25 protein-coding genes are annotated in these 25,382 nt (G+C 67.7%); 19 read left to right on the forward strand and 6 right to left on the reverse strand.

The genetic code is table 11. The features are described 5' to 3' along the window. Nucleotides 1-43: 43 nt before the first annotated feature. The 4 genes from gnd to Q0579_RS17320 are packed head-to-tail and all read left to right on the forward strand — an operon-like array spanning nucleotide 44 to nucleotide 3,000. The gene (gene gnd / locus Q0579_RS17305) at nucleotides 44-1,027 is read left to right on the forward strand and encodes a phosphogluconate dehydrogenase (NAD(+)-dependent, decarboxylating) (RefSeq protein ID WP_298814851.1); all 984 of its coding nucleotides are present in this window, start codon (nucleotides 44-46) and stop codon (nucleotides 1,025-1,027) included. A 41-nt stretch (nucleotides 1,028-1,068) separates the two neighbouring features. Further along, nucleotides 1,069-1,866: a Cof-type HAD-IIB family hydrolase gene (locus tag Q0579_RS17310; RefSeq protein ID WP_366522295.1), complete on the forward strand. Its 798-nt coding sequence runs from the start codon at nucleotides 1,069-1,071 to the stop codon at nucleotides 1,864-1,866. Further along, nucleotides 1,863-2,609: an HAD-IIB family hydrolase gene (locus Q0579_RS17315; protein WP_298814860.1), complete on the forward strand. Its 747-nt coding sequence runs from the start codon at nucleotides 1,863-1,865 to the stop codon at nucleotides 2,607-2,609. The genes Q0579_RS17310 and Q0579_RS17315 overlap by 4 nt, the downstream gene beginning before the upstream one ends. Nucleotides 2,610-2,619: 10 nt before the next feature. Then, a complete protein-coding gene (locus Q0579_RS17320; RefSeq protein ID WP_298814863.1) occupies nucleotides 2,620-3,000 on the forward strand; it encodes a hypothetical protein in 381 nt (126 codons plus the stop codon). Nucleotides 3,001-3,309: 309 nt separating this feature from the next. Here Q0579_RS17320 and Q0579_RS17325 read toward each other — a convergent pair whose 3' ends face one another. Continuing rightward, complete coding sequence (locus tag Q0579_RS17325; protein WP_298815045.1) at nucleotides 3,310-4,080, reverse strand: 3'(2'),5'-bisphosphate nucleotidase CysQ; 771 nt, start codon at nucleotides 4,078-4,080, stop codon at nucleotides 3,310-3,312. A 37-nt stretch (nucleotides 4,081-4,117) separates the two neighbouring features. After that, the gene (locus Q0579_RS17330; RefSeq protein WP_298814866.1) at nucleotides 4,118-5,464 is read right to left on the reverse strand and encodes a metallopeptidase TldD-related protein; all 1,347 of its coding nucleotides are present in this window, start codon (nucleotides 5,462-5,464) and stop codon (nucleotides 4,118-4,120) included. Between the two features lie 191 nt (nucleotides 5,465-5,655). On the opposite strand from Q0579_RS17330, the gene Q0579_RS17335 reads away from it, so the two are divergent. Beyond that, nucleotides 5,656-6,024, forward strand: a complete 369-nt coding sequence (locus Q0579_RS17335; RefSeq protein WP_298814868.1) for a hypothetical protein — start codon at nucleotides 5,656-5,658, stop codon at nucleotides 6,022-6,024. Between the two features lie 167 nt (nucleotides 6,025-6,191). Here the strand turns inward: Q0579_RS17335 and ubiA are convergent, their stop codons facing one another. Further along, nucleotides 6,192-7,124: a 4-hydroxybenzoate octaprenyltransferase gene (ubiA, locus tag Q0579_RS17340; protein ID WP_298814872.1), complete on the reverse strand. Its 933-nt coding sequence runs from the start codon at nucleotides 7,122-7,124 to the stop codon at nucleotides 6,192-6,194. A 100-nt stretch (nucleotides 7,125-7,224) separates the two neighbouring features. On the opposite strand from ubiA, the gene Q0579_RS17345 reads away from it, so the two are divergent. The 11 genes from Q0579_RS17345 to Q0579_RS17395 all read left to right on the forward strand — a co-directional run bounded on the left by Q0579_RS17345 (nucleotide 7,225) and on the right by Q0579_RS17395 (nucleotide 16,937). Beyond that, entirely contained in the window at nucleotides 7,225-7,629 is a 405-nt protein-coding gene (locus tag Q0579_RS17345; RefSeq protein ID WP_298814875.1) for a DUF2147 domain-containing protein, read from the forward strand. 117 nt (nucleotides 7,630-7,746) lie between these two features. Continuing rightward, entirely contained in the window at nucleotides 7,747-7,911 is a 165-nt protein-coding gene (locus Q0579_RS17350) for a hypothetical protein (RefSeq protein WP_298814878.1), read from the forward strand. Beyond that, nucleotides 7,911-8,654 (forward strand): 16S rRNA (uracil(1498)-N(3))-methyltransferase, encoded by a 744-nt coding sequence (locus tag Q0579_RS17355; RefSeq protein WP_298814881.1) that lies wholly within the window; start codon nucleotides 7,911-7,913, stop codon nucleotides 8,652-8,654. Before Q0579_RS17350 ends, Q0579_RS17355 begins: the two co-directional genes overlap by 1 nt. Nucleotides 8,655-8,664: 10 nt before the next feature. After that, nucleotides 8,665-9,591 carry a thymidylate synthase gene (gene thyA / locus Q0579_RS17360; protein WP_298814883.1) on the forward strand — a complete coding sequence of 309 codons (927 nt, stop codon included), beginning with the start codon at nucleotides 8,665-8,667 and terminating at the stop codon, nucleotides 9,589-9,591. 12 nt (nucleotides 9,592-9,603) lie between these two features. Next, on the forward strand, nucleotides 9,604-10,359 hold the full coding sequence (locus Q0579_RS17365) for an SDR family NAD(P)-dependent oxidoreductase (protein WP_298814885.1): 756 nt from the start codon (nucleotides 9,604-9,606) through the stop codon (nucleotides 10,357-10,359). Next, nucleotides 10,356-10,823, forward strand: a complete 468-nt coding sequence (locus Q0579_RS17370) for a dihydrofolate reductase (protein ID WP_298814887.1) — start codon at nucleotides 10,356-10,358, stop codon at nucleotides 10,821-10,823. The genes Q0579_RS17365 and Q0579_RS17370 overlap by 4 nt, the downstream gene beginning before the upstream one ends. A gap of 48 nt (nucleotides 10,824-10,871) precedes the next feature. Next, nucleotides 10,872-11,798, forward strand: a complete 927-nt coding sequence (locus tag Q0579_RS17375) for a bifunctional riboflavin kinase/FAD synthetase (RefSeq protein WP_298814888.1) — start codon at nucleotides 10,872-10,874, stop codon at nucleotides 11,796-11,798. Between the two features lie 25 nt (nucleotides 11,799-11,823). Beyond that, complete coding sequence (locus Q0579_RS17380) at nucleotides 11,824-13,365, forward strand: cryptochrome/photolyase family protein (protein ID WP_298814890.1); 1,542 nt, start codon at nucleotides 11,824-11,826, stop codon at nucleotides 13,363-13,365. 226 nt (nucleotides 13,366-13,591) lie between these two features. Further along, the gene (locus Q0579_RS17385; protein ID WP_298814893.1) at nucleotides 13,592-14,437 is read left to right on the forward strand and encodes a sulfurtransferase; all 846 of its coding nucleotides are present in this window, start codon (nucleotides 13,592-13,594) and stop codon (nucleotides 14,435-14,437) included. Next, nucleotides 14,434-15,627, forward strand: coding sequence for a cystathionine beta-lyase (metC, locus tag Q0579_RS17390; protein WP_298814896.1), 1,194 nt, complete (start codon nucleotides 14,434-14,436; stop codon nucleotides 15,625-15,627). The genes Q0579_RS17385 and metC overlap by 4 nt, the downstream gene beginning before the upstream one ends. Then, entirely contained in the window at nucleotides 15,624-16,937 is a 1,314-nt protein-coding gene (locus tag Q0579_RS17395; protein WP_298814899.1) for a mechanosensitive ion channel domain-containing protein, read from the forward strand. Before metC ends, Q0579_RS17395 begins: the two co-directional genes overlap by 4 nt. A 141-nt stretch (nucleotides 16,938-17,078) precedes the next feature. On the opposite strand, the gene Q0579_RS17400 is transcribed toward Q0579_RS17395, so the two are convergent. The 3 genes from Q0579_RS17400 to Q0579_RS17410 are packed head-to-tail and all read right to left on the reverse strand — an operon-like array spanning nucleotide 17,079 to nucleotide 21,053. Further along, complete coding sequence (locus Q0579_RS17400) at nucleotides 17,079-17,555, reverse strand: DUF3035 domain-containing protein (RefSeq protein ID WP_298814902.1); 477 nt, start codon at nucleotides 17,553-17,555, stop codon at nucleotides 17,079-17,081. Next, nucleotides 17,548-18,069: a signal peptidase II gene (gene lspA / locus Q0579_RS17405; RefSeq protein WP_298814905.1), complete on the reverse strand. Its 522-nt coding sequence runs from the start codon at nucleotides 18,067-18,069 to the stop codon at nucleotides 17,548-17,550. Before lspA ends, Q0579_RS17400 begins: the two co-directional genes overlap by 8 nt. Next, on the reverse strand, nucleotides 18,066-21,053 hold the full coding sequence (locus Q0579_RS17410; protein ID WP_298814908.1) for an isoleucine--tRNA ligase: 2,988 nt from the start codon (nucleotides 21,051-21,053) through the stop codon (nucleotides 18,066-18,068). The genes lspA and Q0579_RS17410 overlap by 4 nt, the downstream gene beginning before the upstream one ends. Nucleotides 21,054-21,137: 84 nt before the next feature. On the opposite strand from Q0579_RS17410, the gene queF reads away from it, so the two are divergent. The 3 genes from queF (at nucleotide 21,138) to Q0579_RS17425 (ending at nucleotide 25,326) form a co-directional block, all read left to right on the forward strand. Continuing rightward, entirely contained in the window at nucleotides 21,138-21,590 is a 453-nt protein-coding gene (queF, locus tag Q0579_RS17415; protein WP_298815048.1) for a preQ(1) synthase, read from the forward strand. Nucleotides 21,591-21,718: 128 nt separating this feature from the next. Continuing rightward, nucleotides 21,719-23,992, forward strand: a complete 2,274-nt coding sequence (locus Q0579_RS17420) for a glycosyltransferase family 4 protein (RefSeq protein WP_298814911.1) — start codon at nucleotides 21,719-21,721, stop codon at nucleotides 23,990-23,992. Between the two features lie 53 nt (nucleotides 23,993-24,045). Then, complete coding sequence (locus Q0579_RS17425; protein ID WP_298814914.1) at nucleotides 24,046-25,326, forward strand: glycoside hydrolase family 130 protein; 1,281 nt, start codon at nucleotides 24,046-24,048, stop codon at nucleotides 25,324-25,326. The last annotated feature ends 56 nt before the right edge of the window (nucleotides 25,327-25,382 follow it).

Genomic DNA, 25,382 nt, shown 5'->3' on the forward strand with positions numbered 1-25,382 from the left:
TCCTGCCGCTTTACGCGGATCAAGCGAGCAGGAGCGTGTGCGCATGAAGATGGTGATGATCGGCCTCGGCCGGATGGGCGGCAACATGGCGCGCCGATTGATGGACAAGGGGCACGAGATCGTCGCCTTCGACCGCGATGCCGACGCGGTCGCCAAGCTGGTCGAGGCGGGCGCGGAGGCCGCCACCTCGGTCGACGACGCGCGTGCCAAGGCGGGCTCGCCCGTTGTCTGGTGGGTGATGGTCCCCGCCGGCGAGATCACCGAGGGCGTGATCAACAGCATCTGCGAGAATGCGGCCGAGGGCGAAATCGTCATCGACGGCGGCAATTCCTTCTACAAGGACGACATCCGCCGCGCGAAGGCACTGGCCGAGAAGGGCGTCCACTACGTCGACGTCGGCACATCGGGCGGCGTCTGGGGTCGCGAGCGCGGCTATTGCATGATGATCGGCGGGCCGGAGGACATCGTCCACCAACTCGACCCCATCTTCTCCACGCTCGCCCCCGGCATGGGCTCGATCGAGCGCACCGAAGGTCGCTTGAGCGACGCGACCGACCCGCGCGCAGAGAACGGCTACATCCATGCGGGGCCGGCGGGTGCCGGGCACTTCGTCAAAATGGTTCACAACGGGATCGAGTACGGGCTGATGCAGGCCTATGCGGAAGGGTTCGACGTGCTGAAAGGCAAGGCGTCGGACAAGCTGCCGGAGGATCAGCGCTATGACCTCAACCTGACCGACATCGCCGAGGTGTGGCGCCGCGGCAGCGTGATCTCGTCGTGGCTGCTCGACCTGACCGCGCTCGCGCTCGCAAAGGACGGCAAGCTCGAGGGCTTCTCGGGCCATGTCGCCGATTCGGGCGAGGGTCGCTGGACGATCGACGCCGCGATGGAGGAAGCGGTGCCGTTGAACGTGCTGAGCGCCGCCTTGTTCGCGCGCTACCGCAGCCGCGTCGACCACACATTCGGTGACAAGGTGCTCTCCGCGATGCGCTTCGGCTTCGGCGGTCACGTCGAGATGCCGCAGTAATGGCGGATACGGACAAGGGCGTAAGCGCGATACGATTGGTGGTGTCCGACGTCGACGGCACGCTGGTCGACAAGGACAAACGACTGACCGACGGCACGATTGCGGCGGTGAAGCGACTGCGCGATGCCGGCATTGCTTTCACCGTCATCAGCGCGCGGCCGATGTCGGGCATCCAGCCGCTGCTCGAACCGCTCGAACTCGACGAGGATGTCGGTGCCTTCAACGGCGGCATCGTGTTTCGCCGTGACGGTACGATCGTCAGCCGCCACACGATCGACGAACGCGTCGCGCGCGGCGTGATCGGCATGGCAGCGGGCGAGCAGGTCGACACCTGGGTCTTCGCCGACGATCAGTGGTTCGCAACCGACGGTGACGGACCGCATACCGCCAGCGAGCGCGTGAGCTCGAACCAGGAGCCGGTCATTCGCGCCGACTTCGACGATCTGCTCGGCCGCGCCGACAAGATCACCTTCGTCAGCGACGATGCCGACCGCCTCCACGCGCTCTACGAGAAGGCGCACGGCCAATATGGCGAGCAGGCGACGATCGCGCAGTCGCAGACCTACTATCTCGACGTGACCGCGCTCGCGGCCAACAAGGGCGACGGCGTCGCCGCGCTGGCCAAATCGAACGGCGTCGACCTAACCGACACCGCGGTGATCGGCGACCAGCACAACGACCTGCCGATGCTCGGCCGCGCCGGCCTCCCGATCGCGATGGGCAACGCGCCCGACGACGTGAAAGCGGTTGCGAGGAAAGTCACTCGCGCCAACGACGAGGATGGCGTAGCGCACGCCATCGAAACGATCATCCTGCCTACCCTGGAGAATCCTAAGTGAAAGAACTCGTCGCCTTCGACCTCGACGGAACGCTCGCCGAGAGCAAGCAGGCGATCAAGGAGGACATGAGCGAGGCGCTGGCCGACCTGCTCCAGGTCGCGCACGTCGCGGTGATCTCGGGCGGCGACTGGCCGCAGTTCGACAAGCAGGTGGCGAGCCGGCTGCCCGCGCGCGCCGATCTGTCGCGGCTGTGGCTGATGCCGACGACAGGCACCAAGCTCTACACGCACCAGTCGGGTGCGTGGAAAGCGGTCTATGCCGAGCTGTTCGACGATGAGACGAAGAAGAACATCATCGAGGCATTCGACGCCTCGCTCCAGGCGACCGGGTTCAAGCCCGAGCAGACCTGGGGCGAGCGGATCGAGGATCGCGGCTCGCAGATCACCTTTTCCGCGCTCGGCCAGCAGGCGCCGGTGGAAGCCAAGGAGAAGTGGGACCCCGACTTCGCGAAGCGCAAGGTGATCCAGGCCGACCTGAAGCAGCGGCTGCCCGAGCTGTCGATCAACATGGGTGGTGCCACCTCGATCGACATCACGCAGAAGGGCGTCGACAAGGCCTATGGCCTCAAGCGCCTGCGCGACGAGAGCGGCATCGCGCTCGACAAGATGATGTTCATCGGCGACGCGATCTTCCCCGGTGGCAACGATTATCCAGCGAAAGAACTCGGGCTCGACACCGTCCGCGTCCGCGATCCGCACGACACGCTGTCGGTGATCGCAACCATCGTCGCCTGCCAGAAATAAGGCGACGCGCGTGGACCTGGCGAAATGGTGGACCGACTTCACCGTTTGGGTCGGGGACGGCACGGGGCTGCCCGACACGATCCTCCATGTCCACGCGGGGATGGCCGTGCTGCTGGTCGCGCGGCTCGTCACCGGGCGCTCGCTCGGCACGCTTATCCCGCTCTCCGTCGTGGTCGCGGCGGAGGGCGCGAACGAGCTTCTCGACCGTATCCACTACGGCTCGTGGCGCTGGTCCGATACGCTTGGCGATGTTGCGAACACCCTGTTCTGGCCGATCGTTATCTGCCTGGCAGTACGCCTGCGCCCGATGGTCGCGCGCGATGTCGCGCAGCACAGCACTGCCGCTCACGCGCTAGCCGAACGCGACCATCCGTCGATCATCGTGGGGTAGAGCGTTGAACGTCTGCCGAGCCACTTCGTCCACTGGCGCGCTACCTACTGCAACCCGTAAAGCAAGGTTAAGCTCGCAACGCTTCAACTTATCGCCATCCCGGACTTGATCCGGGATCCTGCTGTCTCCCCCCGCCCCGTCCAAGAAGCGGGACCCCGGATCAAGTCCGGGGTGACGGGAGAATGTGGCTCGAACTGATCTGGGATACGCACGGGCACACAGCAGGACCGGCTGATCGCGTCTACGCAACTGTAACAGGCAAACAGTCCTGAACCGCGCGCTCGCTCGGGCCACGCCGCGTCGCGAAATCTACCGGATTACCGCCTTTGCGCGGCCGGCCAGTCGCTCCACCGCCGCCGCGTGGATGCCGCGGGTGCTGGTCAGCACGCCGAAGGCATGCGGGTCGGGCTTGTTGAAGCGCAGCGCCTGACCCAGCGCGTCGGTGACGCTCGCGCCCGCTTCCTCGGCGACCAATGCAGCGGCGGCGATGTCCCATTCGTTGCCCCAGCGCATCGTCGCGACCAGGTCGGCGCGGTCCGCGGCAACCATTGCCATGCGCAATGCAATGGAATTGGGCTTCTCCACCGCTACCAGGTCGCGGTCGATCTTGGGCAGCGCGTCCGCCGGTACGCGCGCGCCGATGATCTGCGCGCGCGCGCCCGCGCGTAACGCCGCGCCATTCAGCGTTGCACCGCTCCCTGCGACCGCGTGCCACACTTCGGTGCGCGCCGGTGCGTCGAGCACCGCGATCACCACGCGCCCGGCCTCGACCAGCGCGACCGAAACGCACCAGCCGGTGCGCCCGCGAATATAGTCGCGCGTGCCGTCGATCGGATCGACCACCCACACCTGCCTGGCCGAAAGCCGCTCGGCACTGTCGGCGGTTTCCTCCGACAGCCAGCCCGCGTCGGGCAGCAGCGCCGACAGACGCGCGTGGAGCATCCGGTCGACATCGAGGTCGACCTCGCACACCGGGCTGCCGTCGCTCTTCTCGGTGCGCGCGAAATCGGTCCGCCAGCGCGCCATCGCCATCGACGCTGCCTCGCGCGTCGCAGCCGCGACCGCTCCGGCCAGTGCGATGGGAGCGAGCGCGGTAGGGGCAGCAGCGGCGCGCGCGTCAGCCACCCGCGACCGTCATCCCATCGATGCGGATCGTCGGCACGTTGATGCCATAGCGGAATTCGAGGTCGTTCGCGGGCACTGCCGCGCGGAACATGTCCTTGAGGTTCCCCGCGATCGTGAACTCGGCCACCGGCCGCGTGATCGCGCCGTGCTCGATCAGGAACCCCGCCGCGCCGCGGCTGTAATCGCCCGTCACCGGGTTCACACCCTGCCCGATCAGCTCGGTGACATAGACGCCCAGCGCGATGTCCTCGATCAGCGTCGCGACCGGCACGTGGCCCGCCTGCATGAACAGGTTGCTGGTGGTGACGCCCGGCGCACCGTTCACCCCGCGCGCGGCATGCCCCGTCGGCGCCAGCCCCAATTGCCGCGCCGACGCGCTGTCGAGCAGCCACGTCTCCAGCATGCCGTTCTCGATGATCGAGCACGGCGACACCGGCAGCCCTTCACCGTCGAACGGACGCGAGCGCAGCCCGTGCGGGCGGTGCGGATCGTCGCAGATCGTGACACCGGGCGCGAATACCTCGGTTCCCATCGCGTCCTGCAGGAAGCTCGTCCTGCGCGTGATCGCCTGACCCGAGATCGCGCCGGTCAGGTGGCCGAGCAGGCTCGACCCGACGCGCGGGTCGAACACCACCGGCACCGCGCCGCTCGCTACCCGGCCGGGATCCAGCCGCGCGACCGCGCGCTCACCCGCGCGGCGCCCGATCTCGTGCGGCGCGTCGAGCCGCGCGCGGTGCCGCGCCGAGTGGAAGGCGTAATCGCGCTGCATTCCGCCACCTTGTCCAGCGACCACGCTTGCCGACACGCTGTATCCGGTGGTGGCGTAAGCGCCCGCGAAGCCGTGGCTGGTGGCGAGCGCCCATACGCTCGACGAGGCACCCGCACCGCCGCCCTCGCTATTGGTCACGCCCGGCACGCTGCGCGCGGCTTCCTCCGCCTGCAACGCCAATTCGCGCAGCTCGGCGGGCGTCACCGCGCCATCGTCGGCCAGATCGAGCAGCGGCGCCGCGCCGTGCATCAGCCGCTCGGCCGGTGCCAGCCCGGCCCATTGGTCCTCGGGTGCCTCGCGCGCCATCGCCACCGCACGCTCGACCAGCGCGTCCATTGCCGCCGACGACAAATCGGAGGTCGACACGCTCGCCGAACGCTGTCCGACAAACACGCGCAGCCCCAACTCCTCCGCCTCGGATCGGCCGACATCCTCCAGCTTGCCGAGCCGCACCGATACCTCGCTCGACGCATCGGCGGCGAATACCGCGTCGGCCGCATCGGCACCCGCGGCGCTGGCACGGCGGACGATATCCTGGGCGCGCTCCTGCGCCTGATCGGGGGTAAGCATGGGAGCGACTTAGGGGGCGGGGACGTGGGATACTAGGGTGCGTATGGCGGCGCATGTGACAACCGAGCTCTGATGGCTCCCGTCACCCAGCCTCGGGATTATTGATGATGGCGTGATGACAGATACCGCTTGTCATCAGATCGGGTTTTCAGCCCCAATAGGGCGATAACGGGGCAGGCTGGTCGGTAGGGATGAATGTCAGGCGCGAACTGATCACGACGATCTTCTCGGCATGGCTTGTCGGCGCGATCGGCGGCACCATCCTGACGCTGTTGGCGACGGCGATCCTGGAACGATCCGCGTTCGGGCTGATCTTGCTGCCGATCGCGATACCGCTCGCGATCGTCGCTTCGGTTGTTCCGCTGCTTCTCGGGATGACGCTCGCAGCCTTGTTCCCGATCACAATCGCCCGCCATCGGAAAGCCCTGTTCATGGGATGTCCGATCGTGCTGACGCTTGCCTGCGCAACATCGGAGTTCGTGATCTTCGTGTTCGTCGACGCGGCAATCGCAGGGTGGTGGTGCTACAGCCTGACCGGCCATCTCGCAGAGGGCAACTGACGATGCGCAGAGTCTAGCAGAAACGCGCGACCGCCAATCGATCACACGCTTGTAATTCGCTGTCCTACACGCTCCGAACTCGCCCAGCCGCCACCCGCTCTTTCTCACCGCAGAACATCACCGCGCGCGCACCTGCGTTGGCCTGTGACCTTTGCGACCTTCCGCGCCTACAACGGCGTCCCCACCACCACGCAGGCGAGGAACATCAACAACCCTGCGAACCGGTTCGACCGGAACCGCGCCAGCGCCCCGGCGCCGTCGTCTGGCGCGAGCGTCAGGACCTGCCATGCGAGATGCGCCGCCACCGGCAGCAATGCGACGAGCGCCAGCGGATCGGCGCGCACCTGCCACAAGGCCGCCGCCCACAGCGCGACCGCGAGCGCGTAGCAGACGCCCACGCCGCCGCGCACGTGTTGCCCCATGCGCAGGGCCGACGATCGAATACCGACCAGGGCGTCGTCTTCGCGGTCCTGCAATGCGTAGATCGTGTCGTACCCGACCACCCAGAAGATGCCACCGGCATAGAGCAGCACACCGCCTGCGCTCAGCCACCCCCACGTCTCGGTCCACCCGACCAAGGCCGCCCAAGAGAAGACCAGCCCCAGCCACACCTGCGGCCACCAGGTGATCCGCTTCATGAACGGATAGGCCGCGACCGGCAGGATCGCCGCCAGCGAGACGATCGCTGCCGGCAGATGCAACTGCACCAGCACGACCAGCCCGACCAGGCACAGCAGCAGCAGCCACACCCACGCCGCGCGCTTCGACACCGCACCGCTCGCCAGCGGGCGGTTGCGCGTCCGCTCGACGCTCGCATCCAGATCGCGGTCGACGATGTCGTTGTATACGCAGCCCGCGCCGCGCATCGCGATCGCGCCGACGAGCAGCCACAGGATCAGGTCCCAGCGCGCGACCACGCCGCCCGCCAGTGCCACCGCCCAGGCACCGGGCCAGAACAGCAGCCACCAGCCGATCGGCCGATCGAACCGCGCCAGCAGCGCAAAGCCGCGAAGGCTGCGCGGCAGCAGCGCGACCAGCCCGCGATGCTCACTATCGGGGGTGATCTCGGGAGTCGTACCGGGGGCAGGGGAGGCAGTCACCCGTCCGCCCTACCGCCATTCGCGTCGCGCCGCCAATCATCAGCCACCCGTCACGCGGACACTCTTAAATTGGGCCGATTGCATCCCTATCTCGCCCGTCATGAAGCGTCTGATCCTCACCGCCGCAGCGTTCGCCGTCGCCACCCCCGCGATCGCCGCACCCGTCGCCACCCCTGCCGGTACGTGGCGCAACGCGCGCGACAGCGTCCGCATCCGCGTCGCGCCCTGCGGCGCCGGATTGTGCGGCACCGTCGTCGCCGCTGACCAGCGCGCGCGCGACGATGCGGCGGCGGGCGGCACCGACCGGCTGATCGGTACGCAATTGTTTCGTGACTTCCGCCGCGGCCCCGGTGGCGCGTGGCAGGGCACGGTGTTCGTTCCCGATCTCGGGCAGGAGTTCGACGGCACGCTATCGCTGCAAGGCGCGAACACGCTGATCGGCACCGGCTGCGTGCTGCCGGGCCTGTGCAAGTCGCAAACTTGGACCCGCGTCGCCGCCAAATGATGCGCTCGTTCGCCGGGTGACCAAAAGGGCGGATTGCGATATGCGGTGTCGTCGATGCCGCACCGTTTCGTACCTCCGTCGTTGCGGCGTTCCGTGACGCAGCGCGCCGCGCGCTAGATGGTCCACATCTCGGTCGCGATCGGCCGCTTTTTCGAGGCATTGTTCTTTGCCATCGTGCGCGTCGCGGGTGTTGTGACCGGCGTGGTGCTGGGGATTGCGCTCGCGGGCGCGATCCTGTTTCTCGGCGCGCGCTGGCTGATCGTGCGCGGACGGAGAAAATGATGGGAGCAACCCCTGCCTGGCCGCCGCGCTCGACCCCGCGGCTGTTCGTGGATGCGCCACTCGGGGCTGGCGCGCTGACGCTGTCGGGTCCGCAGGCGCATTATCTCGTCTCGGTCATGCGGATGAAGCCGGGCGATCCGGTCAAGCTGTTCGACGGCGCGAGCGGCGAGTGGCTGGCGGTCGCGACTGACGTGGCGCGCCGCGACGTGACGCTCGACGTGCAGCAGCAACTCGCCCCGCTTGAACACGTCCCCGACCTGTGGCTCTGCGCCGCGCCCTTGAAGAAGGGCCGTGTCGACTGGATGGCGGAGAAGGCGTGCGAACTGGGCGTTGCGCGGCTCGTCCCCGTCGTCACCAGGCGTACCGTGGTCGACAAGCCCAACATCGAACGGCTCGCCGCGCATATGGTCGAGGCGGCCGAGCAATGCGGCCGCACTGCGGTGCCCGCGGTCGCCGAGCCGGTGAAGCTCGCCGCGCTGCTGCGCGACTGGCCCGCCGACCGACACCTGTTCTTCGCCGACGAACTGGGCGGTACGCCGGCGGCCGAGGCGATGCGCGGCGCGCCCGGCGCGGCCGCGATCCTGATCGGCCCCGAAGGCGGCTTCGACGACGACGAGCGCGCCGCGATCCGGGCATTGCCGCAAGCGATTGGTATCGCGCTCGGCCCCCGCATCCTGCGTGCCGACACCGCGGCGGCGGCGGCGATCGCGCTGTGGATGGCGTCGGCGGGTGACTGGCGGTAGCACGGCTGCCGTGACCGACTCGCACTACGAACACCAGTATCTCGACCTGCTGCGCCGCGTGTGGGAGGAGGGCGACGAGCGTCGCGACCGCACCGGTGTCGGCACCCGCGCGGTGTTTGGCCCGCAACTGCGCTTCTCGCTAGAAGGGGGCGCGGTGCCGCTTCTCACCACCAAGCGCGTCGCGTGGAAGACCGCGGCGCGCGAGATGCTGTGGTTCCTGACCGGTGACACCAACATCCGCGCGTTGGTCGAACAGAAGGTCCACATCTGGACCGACTGGCCGCTCGATCGCTACCGCCGCGAGACCGGGGACCAGGTGACGCGCGACGCATTCGAGGCGCGCATCCTCGCCGACGACGATTTCGCCCGCGAGTGGGGTGATCTCGGGCCTGTCTACGGCAAGCAATGGGTCGACTGGCAGACGTATGAACCCGTGGGCGACGACCTCTACCGTCGCGGCGCAGGGGTCAACCAGATCGCCGAGCTGGTCGAGGCAATCCGCACCAACCCGACCTCGCGCCGGCTGCTGTTCACCGGCTGGAACGTCGCCGAGGTGAACCGCATGGCGCTGCCGCCGTGTCATATGACCTATCAGTTCTTCGTGAGCCAGGGCCGGTTGTCGGGGCTGTTGTGGCAGCGCTCGTGCGATCTCGGGCTCGGCTTCGCGTTCAACGCCTTCTCCGCCGCGATGCTCGTCCACATGCTGGCGCAGCAATGCGACCTCCAGCCCGGCGAATTGGTATGGAGCGGCGGTGACGCGCACGTTTACTTGAACCACGAACATCTGGTGCGCGAGCAACTGGCGCGCGAGCCGCGCGGGCATCCGCGGCTCGAACTGCAGCGTCAGCCGGCCTCGATCTTCGACTACACCATCGATGATTTCCGCGTTGTCGATTACGATCCGCACCCGCACATCGCCGCGCCGGTTGCGGTGTAAAGGGAGGGAGCGATGGCATTCGACCTGAGCGGGCGCGTCGCGCTCATCACCGGCGCGTCCTCAGGCTTGGGTGCGCATTTCGCCGAACTGTTCGTGGCACGCGGCGCACGCGTCGCGATCGGCGCGCGCCGCGTCGACCGGGTCCAGGCGCTCGCCGACCGGCTCGGTGACGCCGCGCTGCCGCTGAGCATCGACGTGACCGACGAGGCATCGATCGCCGCCGCCTATGACGCGGCCGAGGCGCATTTCGGCACCGTCGACACGATCGTCGCCAACGCGGGTCAAGCCAATCCCGGCCGCTCGACCGACCTTGCTGCCGACCTCATCCGCTCAACGATCGACACCAACTTTACCGGCGTGTTCCTGACCGTCCGCGAGGGCGCGCGTCGCCTGATCGCCGCCGGTGCACGCGAGCGGGGACACGGGCGCGTCGTGCTGATCGGGTCGATGACGTCGCACCAGACCGCGACCGGCGACGCCGCTTATGCCGCCAGCAAGGCCGCGGTCGCGCATCTGGGGCGCAACTTCGCGCGCGAGTGGGTGCGCGCCGGCATCAACGTCAACACGATCCAGCCCGGCTACATCCAGACCGAGATCAACGGCGACTGGTTCGCGACCGAGGGCGGGCGCGCGCAGATCGCCGGATGGCACCGCCGCCGCCTGCTGCCGATCGACGCACTCGACGACATGCTGACCTTCTTCGCCTCCGACGCCTCGGCGCACGTCACTGGCAGCGTGATCGACGTCGACGACGGGCAATCGCTTTGAGCGTCACCTTCGTCCTTGCGCGCGCGGAGAATGGCGTGATCGGCGCACACGGCAAGCTGCCGTGGCACCTGCCGGCCGACCTGCGCCACTTCAAGGCGCTGACCACCGGCCGCGCGATGGTGATGGGGCGCAAGACGTTCGAGAGCTTTCCCGCGCCGCTCCCCGGCCGGCGCCACATCGTGCTGACGCGCGACCGTAGCTGGAAGGCAGCGGGGGCGGAGGTGGTGCATGATCCCGCCGTCGCACTGCGCATCGCGGGCGCGCATGTCGCGGTAATCGGCGGCGCGGAGATCTTCGCGCTCTACCTCGCTAGAGCCGACGCGATCGAGCTCACCGAGGTTCACGCGACACCCGAGGGCGACGCGATCGTGCCCGCCTTCACCGGCTGGCGCGAGGTGTCGCGCGAGGATCACGCCGCGGAAGGCACGCGCCCCGCCTACAGCTTCGTCCGGCTGGAACGGTGAGCGCCCGCGGACTTGCCGCCCGGCACCGCGCCCCCTAGAGCGCGCGTCATGGAGCGCCTCGACGGCAGCGCCCCGGTCCCGCCGCACCTCGCCGGCGGCGTCGTCGCGCTCGGCAATTTCGACGGATTTCACCTCGGCCACCAGGCGGTCGTCGCGCGCGTGGTCGAGCGCGCCCGTGCCGAAGGACGACCCGCGCTCGTCGCCACCTTCGATCCGCACCCGGTCCGCTTTTTCCGCCCCGACACCGCGCCGTTCCGCCTTTCCACGCTCGACCAGCGCGAGCGCTTGTTCGCCGCCGCGGGTGCCGACGCGATGGTGGTGTTCTCCTTCGACGCCGCCTTCGCCGCGCTGACTGCCGAGCAATTCGTCACCGAGCGGCTGGTCGATCGGCTGCGGGTCGCGGGCGTCGTCACCGGCGAGGATTTCACCTTCGGCAAGGGCAAGGTCGGCGATGCGGCGGGCCTCGCCGCGTTCGGTCGTGCCTTCGGCTTCACCGCTGAAACGGTCGGCGCGGTCGCGCTCGGCGGTGAGACGGTGTCTTCCACCCGCATCCGCGAGCTGCTGCGCGCCGGCGACCCTGCGGGTGCGGCGCGGCTGCTCACGCGACCCTTTGCAATCGAGGGCGTGGTGCAGCACGGTGACAAGGTTGGCCGCACGATCGGCTATCCCACCGCCAACCTCGACATGGGCAAATATCTTCGCCCCGCCTACGGCATCTACGCGGTGCGCGGGCGCCTCACCGACGGGCGCGTGCTGAACGGCGCCGCCAATCTCGGCATCCGCCCGCAGTTCGAGCCGCCCAAGGAATTGCTCGAACCTTATTTCTTCGACTTCTCCGGCGACCTCTACGGCCAGAAACTCGAAGTCGAGCTGATCGAGTTCCTGCGTCCCGAGGCGAAGTTCGACACGCTCGACGCCTTGATGGCGCAGATGGACGCCGACTGCGCGCGCGCCCGCGCGATCCTGGAGCGCTGACGTCGCAACATGCGTTAGGACGCGCATGACCACGCTCGTCCCCATCCTCGGCGATCAACTCACCCCGACGATCTCCTCGCTCGCCGCCGCGGACATGGCGGACACGGTTGTGCTGATGATGGAAGTCGCCGACGAGACGACCTACGTCCGGCATCACAAGCAGAAGATCGCCTTCATCCTCTCCGCGATGCGCCATCATGCCGCGGCGCTGCGCGAAGCGGGCTGGCAGGTCGATTACGTCCGCCTCAACGACGCGGACAATAGCGGCAGCTTCACCGGCGAGGTCGCGCGCGCGGTCGCGCGGCACGCCCCCGACCGCATCGTCGCGACCGAGGCGGGGGAGTGGCGCGTGCGCGCCATGCTCGACGCGTGGGAGACGTTGTTCGGGGTGCCCGTCGACATCCTGACCGACGACCGCTTCATCGGCACGCATGCCGATTTCGAGGCCTGGGCCGCGTCGCGCAAGGTGCTGACGATGGAGTATTTCTACCGCGCAATGCGTCAGCGCACCGGCGTGCTGATGGACGGAAACGAGCCGGCGGGTGGGCAGTGGAACTTCGACAAGGAGAACCGAAAGCCTGCGAGCCACGACCTGTTCATGCCGCAACCGCTCGCGTTCGCGCCCGACGAGACGACACAGGATGTGCTCGCCCTCGTTGCCGCGCGCTTCGCCGATCATCCCGGCACGCTCGACGGCTTCGACTATGCCGTCACCGCTGAGGACGCTGCGCGGCAGGCCGACACCTTCTTCGCGCACGCGCTGGAGAAGTTCGGCGATTACGAGGACGCGATGCTGACCGGCGAGCGCCATCTATGGCACTCGATCCTCTCGCCCTATCTGAACGCGGGGCTGCTCGATCCGCTTGACCTATGCCGCCGCGCCGAGGCGGCGTACCGCGCGGGCAAGGCACCGATCAACTCGGTCGAGGGCTACGTCCGCCAGATCCTCGGCTGGCGCGAGTATATGCGCGGCATCTACTGGCGCGAGGGGCCGAATTACGTTGAGCGCAATTATTTCGGGAATACGCGCCAGCTGTCCGACTGGTACTGGACCGGCGAAACCGACATGCATTGCTTGCGCGAAGCGCTCGGCCAGACGCTCGCCACCGCGCACGCGCACCATATCCAGCGGCTGATGGTCACCGGCAATTTCGCGCTGCTGATCGGGGCCGACCCGAAGGCGGTCCACCTCTGGTACCTCGAAGTCTATATCGACGCCTATGAATGGGTCGAGCTGCCCAACACGCTCGGCATGAGCCAGTTCGGCGACGGCGGGCTGCTCGGCTCCAAGCCTTATGCGGGGTCAGGCGCGTACATCAATCGCATGTCCGACTATTGCGCGCACTGCCGCTACGACGTGACGAAACGCGTCGGCGACGACGCCTGCCCGTTTAACGCGCTCTACTGGGACTTTCTCGCGCGCAACGAGGACAAATTGCGCCCCAACCGCCGTATGGCGATGCCGTACCGCACCTGGGACCGGATGAAGCCCGAGACCCGCGCCGAGACGCGCGCGCAGGCCGCGACGTTCCTCGACCACCTCGACGCAAGCGGCCCGCCTTACTGAGTTCAGCGCGCACCCTTCCCTGGAAGGGAGGGGCGGGGCGGGTAGGTTGCGTAGGCCACATCGCTGATCGGCGGCAGCGACACCGGAGAGACGTCCACATCGGCTGCTCGCGTGCGGACCGCGTCGCACCGACCCACCCCCAACCCCTTCCTTTCAGGGAGGGGAGCTTAAAGGACACTGCACCCCGCCACTGGCGCCGTCCCTACACCCCGCTATGCTGCCCGGCATGGACCCGCTCGTCTCCACCCAGTGGCTCGCCGATCATCTGAGCGACCGTGACCTACGCGTTGCCGACGCGACCTATCACATCGACCTCCCCGGCGAGCCGAAGCGCGACGCCGCGGCCGAGTTCGCCGCGGGGCACGTGCCGGGCGCAGTATTCATGGACCTCGCCGGCTTCTCCGACCCGGACAGCCCGCTCCCCTCGACCATGCCGAACGCGGCGCGTTTCGCCAGCCGGATGGCGAAGCTCGGGCTCGGCGACGGGTTGCGGATCGTCCTCTACGACGACGCTTCGCACGTAACTGCCGGGCGCGCCTGGGTGATGCTGCGCGCGTTCGGCTTCAGCGATGTCGCGATCCTCGACGGCGGTCTGGCCAAGTGGCGCGCGGAAGGACGACCGCGGGAAACCGGCGCACACACCATCCGCCCGCGCCACGCGACCCCGCGCGCGCAGGGCAGGAGCATCGCCGACATGGAGCAGGTACGCGCCGCGCTGAGCAGCGACACGCAGATCGTCGACGCCCGCGGCGTGGCGCGCTTCACTGGCGCTGAAGCCGACCCACGCGCGGGCGTCGCGCCCGGCCACATCCCCGGCGCGCGCAACCTGCCGTACAAGCAGGTCTTCAATCCCGACGGTACATGGAAGCGCGGGGAGTCCTTACGCGCCGCCTTCGCCGCCGCCGGCGTCGATCCCGAACGACCGATGCTGATGACCTGCGGCTCGGGCATCACCGCAAGCATCCTCGCTTTCGCCGCGCACCTCTTGGGCCACGAGGCAGCGGTGTATGACGGCAGCTGGACCGAATGGGGGTCCGATCCCTCCACCCCCAAGGCGATCGGTGACGCATGAGCGACCACGAAGACCTCCGTCCCGATACGCGCGTCGTCACCGCCGGTCGCCGGCGCGAGTGGACCGCCGGGGTCGTCAACCCGCCGGTCTGGCGCGCGTCGACGATCCTCTACGACGACGTCGCGCACCTGCGCGCGAGCGGGGCGGCCGACACCCACCACCGCCTGTTCTACGGACGCCGCGGCACGCCGACGCAGTGGAGCCTCGCCGACGCGCTGACGTCGCTCGAGCCCGGCGCGGAGGGCACGTTCCTCTACCCCTCGGGCGTCGCCGCGATCGCCGCCTGCCTGATGGCGGTGCTGTCACCCGGTGACGAGCTGCTCGTGCCCGACAGCGCTTATGACCCGACGCGCTCGATGACGACCGGGCTGCTCAAGCGGTTCGGCATCGCCGCGCGTTTCTACGATCCGCTGGTGGGCGCAGGCATCGCCGATCTGATCGGCCCCACCACGCGCGCGATCTTCATGGAGTCGCCCGGCAGCCTGACCTTTGAGGTGCAGGACGTGCCTGCGATTGTCGCGGTCGCGCGCGCGCGCGGAATCGCGACGATCCTCGACAACACCTGGGCGACGCCCTTGTTCTTTCCCGCGATCGCGCACGGCGTCGATTATTCGATCCTCGCCTGCACCAAATACGTCGTCGGGCATTCGGACGTGATGCTCGGCTCGGTCACCGCCGGTCCTGGCCGCTTCGCGAGCCTTCGCGACACCAGCTTCCAGCTTGGGCAGGTCACCAGCCCCGACGACGCCTGGCTCGGTAGCCGCGGCCTGCGCACCATGTCAGTCCGACTGCGCCAGCATCAGGCGAGCGCGCTGGAGATCGCGCGCTGGCTGGACGCCCAGCCCGAGGTGTCGCGCGTCCTTCATCCCGCGCTCCCGTCCTGCCCCGGACACGAGACGTTTACGCGCGACTTCCTCGGCTCGTCGGGGCTGTTCTCGTTCGCGCTGGCGGGCGGCGACGAGCGCGCGCGCGCCGCCTTGATCGACACGCTCGACCATTTCGGCATCGGCTACAGCTGGGGTGGGTATGAGAGTCTCGCATTGCCGGTCGACCCTGCGCGTCATCGCACCGCGACGAAGCCCGACTTCGCCGGCCCGCTCGTCCGTTTGCAGATCGGGCTGGAGGACCCGGCCGACCTGATCGCGGATCTCGCGCGCGGGCTCGCCGCGTTCCGGACCGCGCGCGGGTGAGCTTCGCGACCGACTGGCTGAACGAGAACGGCATCACGCTGCCGGGCCGGTTCGACCTGCTCGAAATGGCGGTGGCGGGCGTGCTCGTCCTCGTCTCGCTGCTGCTCGGGCTCACGGCCGGGCGCGTGCTGGGGCCACGTGTCGCGGCCTGGTGGAAGGCGCGCGTCGCCAATCATGGTGAGGGATTGTGGCGCCGCATGAGCGCGATCCTGCGCCACGGCAGCGCCGCGCTGCTGCTCGCGCTGGTGCTGGTGCTGGTGTCGCATGATTGGACCGGTTGGGTAGGCCTGCCGATCGGCATCGCGCTGGGGGCGGCGGCGGCCGCACTCGCGCACGCGGTGCTGCGCGGGCTCGGCATGCCGCGCTGGGCGACCTGGACCTTTGCGATCATCGTGTTCGTGACCTTGCTCAGCCGCGCGGTGGGTGGGCTGGAGCCGATCACCACCACGCTCGACGCGGTCGGGTTCAACGTCGGCCGCCGGCGGCTGTCGCTGCTCGCGTTGATCTACATCCTGGTCACCGCGATCGTCATCTTCGCGGGCGTCCGGCTCGCCAACCGCGTCGTCACGCACACGATCGGCGAGGCGCGGTCGCTCGATGCGACGCAGAAGCTGCTCGCGCAGAAGCTGGCGAGCATCGGCATCGTGGTGGCAGCCTTTTTCTTTGGCATCGACTTTGCCGGGATCGACCTCACCGCCTTTGCCTTTTTCTCGGGCGCGATGGGGCTGGCGGTCGGGTTCGGGTTGCAGAAAACGGTTGGCAATCTGATCGCAGGCATCATCCTGCTGATGGACCGATCGATCAAGCCGGGCGACGTGATCGTCGTCGGCGACAGTTTCGGCTGGGTCAACAAGATCGGCGTGCGCGCGGTCAGCGTGGTGACGCGCGACGGCAAGGAGCACCTGATCCCGAACGAGAATCTGATGACGCAGGAGGTGGAGAACTGGTCCTTCACCGACCGCAACGTGCGCGTCCGCATCCCGGTCAGCGTCGCTTATTCGTGCGACCTGAAACTCGCGCAGTCGCTGATGTTAAAGGCCGCGGCCGACAGCCCGCGCGTGCTGACCAGCCCGAAGCCCAACGTCTGGCTGACCGCGTTCGGCAACGACGGGGTCGAGCACGAGATCCTCGCCTGGATCAGCGATCCCGAGAGCGGCGTCGGCAACGTCCGCTCGGACGTGCTCAACCGCTTGTGGGTATTGTTCAAGGATGCCGGGATCGAGATTCCGTTCGCGCAGCGCGACGTCTACGTCCGCGCCTGGCCGAAGGAAGCGCGGCAGGGCAGCGAGGGCGAAGTGTCCGGCGCGTGATTGCGAGCGCGGTTCGCGACCAATCCGCCTTACCGTCATCCCGGACTTGATCCGGGATCCCGCTGCCTTCTCCTGCCGTTCCCGAGAAGCGGGACCCCGGATCAAGTCCGGGGTGACGGAGGTCAGTGGGTCAACGTGGCCTTACGGCTGCGGCGTTGGCGTGGCGGCGGGGGAGGGCGTAGTCGCCTGCGTTGCGCCCGCGTTGGCGCCACCCGCGACCGCGCGCGCGCCCTGGCCGTCACCCTGTGGCGCGGCGATGATGTCGCGCGTGGTCTGGCCCTTGTCGATCACGTTGGTCTGCGGATCGCCGACCGCACTGCGAATGCCGGGCTGCGCCACGTCGCCGCCGGCCTGATCGACGACACCCGCCTCGGCCTGGCTGCGCGGTGCGGGGGTGCCGAACAGCGCCTCCAGCGTCTGGCCCTGCGTGTTCGTCCCCTGCGTGCGCGCGGCGCCCGGCTGTGGCGGGACCAGCGAGAAATCGGGCGGGATCACCAGCGGCGCCTGGCGCGCCACCGCGAACTCGTCGGGCCGTGCGCGGTCGTACCCACGCTTGCCGCACGCCGACAGCGACGCCACCGTGGCGAGTGCGACGCCCACCACCACCAACTTACGCATGTACGTTCTCCGAGGAATTCGCGATCTCGCCCGGCTTGTCGCGGATCACGAGCGCGCGCACCAGCAGAATCAGCACGCCGATCGTAATCGCCGCGTCGGCGACGTTGAAGACGAGGAACGGCCGCCATTCACCGAAATGCAGATCGGCGAAATCGACCACATAGCCCAGCCGCACGCGATCGAGGATGTTGCCGATCGCGCCACCCAGCACCAGCCCGAGCGCCAGTTGGTCGCCGCGCTTGGGTTCGCGCCACATCCACACCGCGACCGCGATCGCGATCGCGGCCGTGAACGCGACCAGTACCCAGCGCATCGTCGCCGTCTCCGCGCGCAGCAGCCCAAGCGACACGCCGTTGTTCTTCACGAAGCGCAGGTCGAAGATCGGCAGCAGCGTACGCGACGCGTTCAGATAATCGAGGCCCAGCGGCCCGGTGACGAGCCACTTCACCAGTTGATCCACGACCAGCACGACCGCGGCGAGCAGCAGCCCGGCGCGGGGCGTCACCCGCGTCATGCCGCCACCTCAGCCACCACGTCCTCGCACCGCGCGCACAGATCACCATCCTCGCGCACCTCGGGCAGGTGCCGCCAGCAGCGCCCGCACTTATGGTAATCGGTCCGCGCGACGTCGACCGTGCCGGCCTCGCTCACCTTCGCGACGATAAACACCTCGGCGAGCGCGTCGGCGGGCAGCGGCGCCTCGGGCACCGTAACCTCGGCCTCCAGGCTCGATCGCACCGTCTTCTCGCGCCTGAGCGGCTCGATCGCCTCGGTGACGCGCTCGCGAAGCTTGCGCACCTCATGCCAGCGCTGCGCAATGTCCTCGGCCGCCTGCTCGGGCAACTCGGGCCATTCGAGCAGGTGAACCGACGTGTCGGCTTGCGCGAAGCGCGCCTGCCATACCTCCTCGGCGGTGAACACCAGCACCGGCGCGGCATAGCGCACCAAAGCGTGGAATAGCGTGTCGAGCACCGTCCGGTACGCGCGGCGTTTTACGTCGGTGGGCGCGTCGCAGTAGAGCGAGTCCTTGCGCACGTCGAAGAAGAACGCCGACAGATCCTCGTTGCAGAAGTCGGTCAGCGCGCGCGTGTAGCGGTTGAACTCGAACGCGTCCGCCGCGCTGCGCAGCTCCAGGTCGAGCTTGTGGAGCAGGTGGAGCACGTAGCGCTCCAATTCGGGCATGTCCGCCACCGCGACCCGCTCGTCCTCGCCGAATCCGTCGAGCGCGCCGAGCAGGTAGCGGAACGTGTTGCGCAGCTTGCGGTACGCGTCGGACGCGGTCGCCAGCACTTCCTTGCCGATGCGGATGTCGTCGAAATAATCGGTCGACACCGCCCACAGCCGCAGGATGTCGGCGCCGCTCTCACCGATGATCTTCAACGGATCGACGACGTTGCCGAGCGACTTGGACATCTTGCGCCCCTTGCCGTCGAGCGCGAAGCCGTGCGTCAGAACCGCGTCATACGGCGCGCGCCCGCGCGTGCCGCAGCTCTCCAGCAGCGACGACTGGAACCAGCCGCGATGCTGGTCCGATCCCTCGACGTACAGGTTCGCGCGCGTCCCCTCGCCGTAGCGCGCCTCGACGACGAAGGCGTGGGTCGAACCTGAATCGAACCACACATCAAGGATGTCGTTGACGGGCTCGTAATCGGCCAAATCGTACTGGTCACCGAGCAGCGTCTGGTGGTCGGCGGTGAACCACGCGTCCGCGCCGCCCGCCTTGAAGGCGTCGAGGATGCGCGCGTTCACTTGCCCGTCGGCGAGGTACTGGCCGCTCGCGCGGTGGACGTAGAGCGCGATCGGCACCCCCCAGGCGCGCTGGCGCGAGATCACCCAGTCGGGGCGCCCCTCGACCATCGCGGTGATCCGGTTCTCGGCCCGCGCCGGCACCCACCGTGTCCGCGCGATCGCGTCGAGCGCGAGGTTGCGTAGCGTAGGGGCGTTGTCGCCCTCAAAGCCCTCTCGCCCCTGGGGAGAGGGTTGGGAGAGGGGCTGCCCCGCACGGTCCGCCTGATCCTGCTCCCCCGCGATCCCCGCCGCACGCGCCTGACCCGCGGCCCACGGCTCGCTTTGCGAGCCGATCTCCGCGGCGCGATCTGCCCCCGGCAGATCGCCGACGCCGCTACGATCCATCGGGATGAACCATTGCGGCGTCGCGCGCTGGATCACCTTCGCCTTCGACCTCCACGAATGCGGGTAGCTGTGCTTGAAGTCGTCCGAGGCGGCCAGCAGCGCTCCCGCCTCGCGCAGGTCGGCGCAGATTGGGCCCTCGGCGGAGACGAACTTCTTGTTGATGACGCTGCCCTGGCCGCCCAGCCACGCCCAATCCGCGCGGTAAAAGCCCGCACCGTCGACCGCGAACACCGGCTCGATCCCGTATTGCTTGCACAGCAGGAAGTCGTCCTCGCCGTGGTCGGGCGCCATGTGGACGAGGCCCGTACCGGCGTCGGTCGTCACGAAGTCGCCCGGCAACAATGGTCGCGGCTTGGCGAAGAACCCGCCGAGGTGATGCATCGGGTGGCGGGCGAGCGCGCCTTCGAGTTGCGAACCTGAGACCTGTCGATCAGCGATCTTCTGCAGATCGGAAACGTCATCGTCGACTGAGTCTGGAACTGTCGTTAGACTTAGCCCTGAGCGCTGCTCGAATTGCTCCTTCAGATCGAAAGCTAGCAGGAAGCGGCGTCCGTTTTCATCTTGGAAGACGTGGTAATGTACGTCTTTCCCATACGCCAACGCCTGGTTTACCGGGATCGTCCACGGCGTCGTGGTCCAGATCACCGCGTGCGCGCCGATCAGCTCGGGCGCGTTCGGCGCGTCGGTGATCTCGAACGCCACGTCGATCTGCGTCGATACCACGTCCTCATATTCGACCTCGGCCTCGGCGAGTGCGGTCTTCTCGACCGGGCTCCACATCACCGGCTTCGCGCCGCGGTAGAGCTGACCGCTCTCGGCGAACTTCAAGAGCTCGCCCGCGATCGTCGCCTCGGCCTCGTACTTCATCGTCAAATACGGGTCGGCCCAGTCGCCCATCACGCCCAGCCGCTGGAACTCGTCTGCCTGCACCGCGACCCATTTGTCGGCATAGGCGCGGCATTCGGCGCGGAACTGGTCAACCGGGACCTGGTCCTTGTCGAGCTTCTTCGCGCGATAGGCTTCCTCGACCTTCCACTCGATCGGCAAACCGTGGCAGTCCCAGCCCGGCACGTAGGGCGCGTCGTAACCCATCAGCGATCGGCTGCGGACGATCACGTCCTTCAGCACCTTGTTCATCGCATGGCCCATGTGGATGTCGCCGTTGGCGTAGGGCGGGCCGTCGTGCAGGATCCAGCGCTCGCGCCCGGCACGCTCGCTGCGTAGCCGGTCGTACAGCCCCATCTGCTGCCATCGCGCCAGGATCGCGGGTTCTTTTTGCGCGAGTCCTGCCTTCATCGGAAAGTCGGTCTTCGGCAGGAAGACGGTGTGACGCCAGTCGCGTTTGGTGTCGGGGTGGTCGGTCATGATCGGGGTGCGCCTTAGCGCGGGCGCGCGTCCGAAACAAACCGGCAGGTGACGCCGGCGCCGGCGGCTCCTATCTGCCTGCGCATGACGCTTGCTCCCACCCATCTCGGCCAGTCGGTGCCGCTTCCCACCTCGCCTGAAGAAGCCGTGCTCGACTATGTGCCCAACCCGCGCGCGCACCAGACCTATCTGATCCGCTTCACCCAGCCCGAGTTCACCTCGCTGTGCCCGGTGACGAGCCAGCCCGATTTCGCGCATCTGGTGATCGACTACGTGCCCGACGAGACGATCGTCGAGTCGAAGTCGTTGAAGCTGTTCCTCGGTAGTTTCCGCAACCACAACGCCTTTCACGAGGATTGCACCGTCGGCATCGGCGAGCGGCTGTTCCGCGAGATGCGCCCGCGCTGGCTGCGCATCGGCGGCTATTGGTACCCGCGCGGCGGCATGCCGATCGACGTGTTCTGGCAGTCGGGCACTCCGCCGGAAGGGTTATGGCTGCCCGATCAAGGAGTTCCGGGTTACCGCGGGCGCGGTTGATCCACGTTACTAGTGCAAGATCATGCTGCATTGCAGTACATCGCAATGCAACCAAAGCCCCGACGACCCGTTGATGATGCCAAGCGGCGGTCCGTTATGACGGCTGCGGGATCAGCAAAGGTAGAAGGATGAAGCAGTCGGTCGAGCCGGGCGCGGTCAAGCATATCGCCCTGATCGGGAATTTCCTGCCGCGCAAGTGCGGCATCGCCACGTTCACGACCGACACGTACGAAGCACTGCGAAAGCGTTACCCCGACCTCCAGGTCGACGTGTACGCGATGGACGATCACCCGGGACGCTACGATTACCCCGAAGCTGTCACCGCCGCGATCCCGCAGCACGACCGCGCCGCCTATATCGCGACCGCGCGTGCGATCGAGGCGAGCGGCGCGCAAGCGCTATGGGTACAGCACGAATACGGTATCTTCGGCGGTGACGCGGGCGCCCACATCCTCGAATTGATCGACCGCACCACGGTGCCCTTGATCGTCACACTGCACACCGTGCTCGAAAAGCCCAGCGCGCAGGAGCGTGCGGTGCTTGAAGGACTGCTGCGCCGCGCTGCCAAGGTCATCGTCATGGCCGAGCGCGGGCGCGACATCCTGCAGCGCCTCTATGGCGCCAACCCCGCGTCGATCGCAGTTATTCCGCACGGAGTCCCCGATCGCACGTTCGTCTCGCCCGATGCGTTCAAGGCGCGCTTTGGCTGGCAGGGAAAGCGCATCATCCTGACGTTCGGGCTGCTCAGCCCGGGCAAGGGGATCGAAACGGTAATTGAGGCGATGCCTGCGATCGTCGGCAAACATCCCGATGCGGTTTATGTCGTGCTCGGCGCGACGCACCCCAGCCTCGTCGCGCACGAGGGTGAGGCGTATCGCGACCGGTTAAAGGCGCTCGCCGCCGAACTGGGCGTCGATCACAACGTCGCCTTCATCGACGCCTTCGTCGATCACGACGATCTGATCGATTACCTCCAGGCCGCCGACATCTACGCGACGCCGTACCTCAACCCCGCACAGATCACGAGCGGCACGCTCTCCTACGCGGTCGGCGTCGGCAAGGCGGTGGTGTCCACGCCCTATGTTCACGCGACCGAGATCCTGGCCGATGGTCACGGCGTTCTGGTCGATTTCAAGGATGTCGCCGCGTTCGCGCGCGAGATCAACGATCTGCTCGGCAGCGAGCGCAACCTGGGCAGACTCTCGCAGCGCGCCTATGCACGGGGGCGCACGATGATCTGGCCCGCCGTCGCGGAGAAGGCCATGAACGAAGTCGCACGCAGCATCGGCGCACAGCCCAAACGCCTGTCCGCAGGCGCGGCGCCTGCCCCAAAGGTGTTACCTCCCGACCTCGCCGCCGTTGAACGGATGAGCGATTCGACGGGCATGCTCCAGCACTCGATCTTCTCGATCCCCGATCGCCGTCACGGCTATTGCATCGATGACAATGCACGCGCGCTCATCCTCATGAGCCAGATGGCCGACGTCGACCCGATCGTGCGCGACAAGTGGATCACGATCTACGCGTCGTTCGTGCAATACGCCTGGAACCCCGATCGCCGTCGCTTCCGCAATTTCATGAACTTCGACCGGACCTGGTGCGAGGACGTGGGGTCTGAGGACTCGAACGGCCGCACGCTCTGGGCGCTCGGCGTGACCGCTCGCGACGCGGCCGAGCCCAAGCACCGCGATTGGGCAACCGCGATGTTCGACATGACGGCGAGCCTCGCCTTCGATCTCGGCAGCCCGCGCGCGCAATCCTTCGCGATGCTGGGCGCCGCCGCGATGCTGGAAGCCTCGCCCAACCACCCGCTCGCGATCGAGATACTGGAGCGCTTCCCCGATCAGCATCTGGCGTTGCTCGATGCGGCGCGTCGCCCCGAATGGGGCTGGTTCGAGATCGTGCTGGCTTATGACAATGCGCGCCTGCCCGAAGGGCTGATCCGCGCGGGCAAGGCGCTCGGGCGGCAGGATCTGATCGATTGCGGGATCGAGACGCTGACCTGGATCATGTCCAAACAGACATCACCGGAAGGGCATTTCCGCGCCGTGGGCTCGGAAAGCTTCGGCCGCGTCTATGCCGAGCCGTTACCGTACGACCAGCAGCCGCTGGAAGCGCAGGCGACCGTCGAGGCATGTGCCGCGGCGTTTGACGCGACCGGCGATCGCCGCTGGCTCGCCGAGGCGACGCGCGCGTACCATTGGTTCCTGGGTGCCAACGACCTCGACCTGCCGCTCGCGACCGCCAAGGATGGTGGCTGTTTCGACGGATTGATGCCTGCCGGGCTCAACCGCAACCAGGGTGCCGAGAGCATTCTCGCGCTGCAATTGGCGAGTTGCGCGATTTCGGGGCTTTCAAAGCGGGCCGCAGGCGTGGCAGGGAAGACGCGCGTCGCCGCATGATCCATGATGCGGTGCGCATCGCACAGACGAGTTAATCGCGAGGCGTATTCCCGTTGGACCTGTTCAATCACCGGCTGCGCCTGCACGCCGACCCGTCGCGCGTCGTGGTGAGGCCGTTTCACATCGGTTGGCTCGCCAATGGCAGCGGGATCAGCCGGTCACAGCGGCTGATCAACGAAGTGCTCGAGATGGATGCGCAGCAGACGCGCGACCAGCTCGAACTCGTGCTCAAGGATTTCGAGGCGCGTCACTGGCAGACGCGGCGCGTGTTCATGACGCGCTATGACGAGATCGCCTCGGCACACGGGCTCGACGGCAGCCAGATCGATGACGAGAAGCGCCAGTTGATCGGTGCGTATTTCTGTCACGAATATAGCTATGCCGCCGCCGCGCTGATGAACCCCAGCGCTGTGCCGCACCCCGATCAGTCTGGCATGTCGCCGGGGTCGCAGCGCATCCTGATGTCGCTGCGTTCGGTGGGCGAGGGGCATATCTCTTCCGTCGCCTTCCGCGAAGGCATCATCGGCGAGGACAACGAGCTGAAGCTCGCGCCCGAGCCACCGTTCGCCACTGCCGCCGACGCGGTCGGCAGTGATGAGGAGGAGGTGCCGGTCGGCCCCGTCACCGTTTATCGCCACCGCGACAGCACGCTGTCGGGCACCGTTATCTTTCCGATCACCGACGCGCAGTCGAAGGGGCTGGAGGACCTGCGCCTCGTCCACTTCACGCACGACGACGGCGAGGTCGAGTGGCTCGGCACCTACACCGCGTATAACGGCGCGACGATCCAGTCCGAGCTGTTACGCACGCGCGACTTTCGCGCGTTCGACCTGGTGCCGATGACGGGCACCGCCGCGCGCAACAAGGGCATCGCGCTTTTCCCGCGCAAGGTCGGCGGACGCTATTTGTCGATCGGACGCCAGGATGGTGAGAACCTGTACCTGCTCGCGACCGATGACCTGACGCACTGGGACGACGGTCAGCTGATCCTCAAGCCCGAGTATCCGTGGGAGTTCGTGCAGATCGGCAATTGCGGCCCGCCGATCGAGATCGACGAAGGCTGGCTGCTGCTGACGCACGGCGTCGGCGCGATGCGCAAATATTCGATCGGCGCGGCGCTGCTCGACAAGAACGATCCGTCCAAGGTGATCGGCCGCACCGCGAAACCGATCCTCGCCGCTGCCGACCAGGATCGCGAAGGCTATGTCCCCAATGTCGTCTACACCTGCGGCGCGATGCGGCACGGGGACAAATTGTTCATGCCTTACGGCATCGCCGACAGCTCGGTCGGGTTCGCCTTCGTCGAGATCGCGGAGTTGCTGAAAGCGATGTGAGGCGCACGGCCCCCCCGGACCGGGTGGGGCCGCAGCGCCACTGGCGGGCGGCGTTC

The organism is uncultured Sphingomonas sp., assembly GCF_936927845.1.
GTDB lineage: Bacteria > Pseudomonadota > Alphaproteobacteria > Sphingomonadales > Sphingomonadaceae > Sphingomonas.